Consider the following 3262-nt stretch of genomic DNA (forward strand, 5'->3'; position numbering starts at 1 on the left):
TTGTTGTTTTTGTTGAGGGTTTATGAAAGATAAGCCCTCGGCCTATTAGTACCGGTCGGCTGGGCATCACTGCTGTACACCTCCGGCCTATCAACCCCATAGTCTGTAGGGGGCCTTAACCCATAAAGGGTGGGAAACCTCATCTTGAAACGTGCTTCCCGCTTAGATGCGTTCAGCGGTTATCACTTCCGAACGTAGCCAACCAGCCATGCACCTGGCGGTACAACTGGCACACCAGAGGTTCGTCCATCCCGGTCCTCTCGTACTAGGGACAGCCTTTCTCAAGTTTCCTACGCGCGCGGCGGATAGGGACCGAACTGTCTCACGACGTTCTAAACCCAGCTCGCGTGCCGCTTTAATGGGCGAACAGCCCAACCCTTGGGACCTACTCCAGCCCCAGGATGCGACGAGCCGACATCGAGGTGCCAAACCATCCCGTCGATATGGACTCTTGGGGAAGATCAGCCTGTTATCCCCGGGGTACCTTTTATCCGTTGAGTGACCACGCTTCCACATGCCGTGGCCAGATCACTAGTTCCGACTTTCGTCCCTGCTCGACATGTCTGTCTCACAGTCAAGCTCCCTTGTGCACTTACACTCGCCACCTGATTGCCAACCAGGCTGAGGGAACCTTTGAGCGCCTCCGTTACACTTTAGGAGGCAACCGCCCCAGTTAAACTACCCATCAGGCACTGTCCCTGAACCAGATCATGGTCCGAAGTTAGACATCTAGTACGACCAGAGTGGTATTTCAACGATGACTCCACACACACTGGCGTGTGCGCTTCACAGTCTCCCACCTATCCTACACAAGCCGAACCAAACACCAATACCAAACTATAGTAAAGGTCCCGGGGTCTTTCCGTCCTGCCGCGCGTAACGAGCATCTTTACTCGTAGTGCAATTTCGCCGAGTCCACGGTTGAGACAGCGCCCAAGTCGTTACTCCATTCGTGCAGGTCGGAACTTACCCGACAAGGAATTTCGCTACCTTAGGATGGTTATAGTTACCACCGCCGTTTACTGGGGCTTAAATTCTGAGCTTCGCCGTGAGGCTAACCCGTCCTCTTAACCTTCCAGCACCGGGCAGGAGTCAGTCCGTATACATCGTCTTACAACTTCGCACGGACCTGTGTTTTTAGTAAACAGTCGCTTGGGCCTGGTCTCTGCGGCCCTTCACGCTTCCCCCAGCTAGTGGGTTCACGATCCGGGCCCCCCTTCTCCCGAAGTTACGGGGGCATTTTGCCGAGTTCCTTAACCATGGTTCGCTCGATCGCCTCGGTATTCTCTACCTGATCACCTGAGTCGGTTTGGGGTACGGGCGGCTCATGACTCGCTAGAGGTTTTTCTCGACAGCATAGGATCATCGACTTCCCCAAACGGGTCCGTATCACGTCTCAGGCATACAGTGTGCGGATTTGCCTACACACAGCCCTACACGCTTACCCGTAGACAACCATCGCTACGGTTCGACTACCTTCCTGCGTCACCCCATCACTTGACTACTACACACTTGGGTCCCATGTTCCACACACACGCCTCACCCCGAAGGGATCGGTCACGCATGCTTCAGATGGTTAGCATCATGCGCCTCATCATGGGCGTCATTTCGCCGGTACGGGAATATCAACCCGTTGTCCATCGACTACGCCTGTCGGCCTCGCCTTAGGTCCCGACTTACCCAGGGCAGATTAGCTTGACCCTGGAACCCTTGATCAATCGGCGGATGTGTTTCTCACACATCATTCGCTACTCATGCCTGCATTCTCACTCGCGTACCGTCCACCGCTGGATCACTCCGCTGCTTCACTCGATACACGACGCTCCCCTACCCACCCCGGAAAACCGGAGTGCCATAGCTTCGGCGGATAACTTGAGCCCCGCTACATTGTCGGCGCGGAATCACTTGACCAGTGAGCTATTACGCACTCTTTCAAGGGTGGCTGCTTCCAAGCCAACCTCCTGGTTGTCACTGCGACTCCACATCCTTTTCCACTTAGTTATCGCTTAGGGGCCTTAGCTGATGGTCTGGGCTGTTTCCCTCTCGACAATGGAGCTTATCCCCCACTGTCTCACTGCTGCGCTCTCACTTACCGGCATTCGGAGTTTGGCTAACGTCAGTAACCTGGTCGGGCCCATCGGCTATCCAGTGCTCTACCTCCGGCAAGAAACACGCAACGCTGCACCTAAATGCATTTCGGGGAGAACCAGCTATCACGAAGTTTGATTGGCCTTTCACCCCTAACCACAGGTCATCCCCTCCATTTTCAACTGAAGTGGGTTCGGTCCTCCACGCCGTCTTACCGGCGCTTCAACCTGCCCATGGCTAGATCACTTCGCTTCGGGTCTAGAGCGCGCGACTCAATCGCCCTATTAGGACTCGCTTTCGCTACGGCTTCCCCACACGGGTTAACCTTGCCACACACCGCTAACTCGCAGGCTCATTCTTCAAAAGGCACGCCATCACCCCCACTGCCAAAAGGCCGGCCGGGCTCTGACGGATTGTAGGCACACGGTTTCAGGTACTATTTCACTCCCCGCCAGGGGTACTTTTCACCTTTCCCTCACGGTACTGGTCCGCTATCGGTCATCAAGAAGTATTTAGGCTTAGCGGGTGGTCCCGCCAGATTCACACGACATTCCACGAGTGCCGTCCTACTTGGGAAGTACATCAACCCAGCCAAACACATACGATTACGGGGCTATCACCCGCTACGGCCCAGCTTCCCAACTGGTTCACCTTCATGCTTGGTTTCTTACTGAGCTCACCGCCGGCAGACGATGAAAGACATATCCCACAACCCCGACTACCCAACAACTGCCGTCTATCACAGGTAACCGGTTTGGCCTCATCCGATTTCGCTCGCCACTACTCTCGGAATCACTATTGTTTTCTCTTCCTACGGGTACTGAGATGTTTCACTTCCCCGCGTTCCCTCCACACGCCCTATAGATTCAGGCGCAGGTAACACGACATGACTCGTGCTGGGTTTCCCCATTCGGACACCCCCGGATCAACGCTCGGTTGCCAACTCCCCAGGGCTTATCGCAGGCTCCAACGTCCTTCTTCGGCTCTTGATGCCAAGGCATCCACCATGTGCCCTTCATAGCTTATCTCTCACAAACACTCAACAAAAACAACAAACACAACAACATCACATTTCAAACATCACGTTGTCGAGCCTGTCATGCGCTACGAAGACCACGCACACACCAACACCCCAAACCATTCGACAGAACCATCAAAGACAGAATCATCAAAG

1 rRNA gene is annotated in these 3262 nt (G+C 54.5%); it reads right to left on the reverse strand.

Annotated elements, in window-relative coordinates:
* Positions 1-25 precede the first annotated feature (25 nt).
* A 23S ribosomal RNA gene (locus ACFX43_RS04215) occupies positions 26-3116 on the reverse strand.
* Between the last annotated feature and the right edge of the window lie 146 nt (positions 3117-3262).

This window comes from Nocardioides sp. YIM B13467 (assembly GCF_042788075.1).
Taxonomy (GTDB): domain Bacteria; phylum Actinomycetota; class Actinomycetes; order Propionibacteriales; family Nocardioidaceae; genus Nocardioides.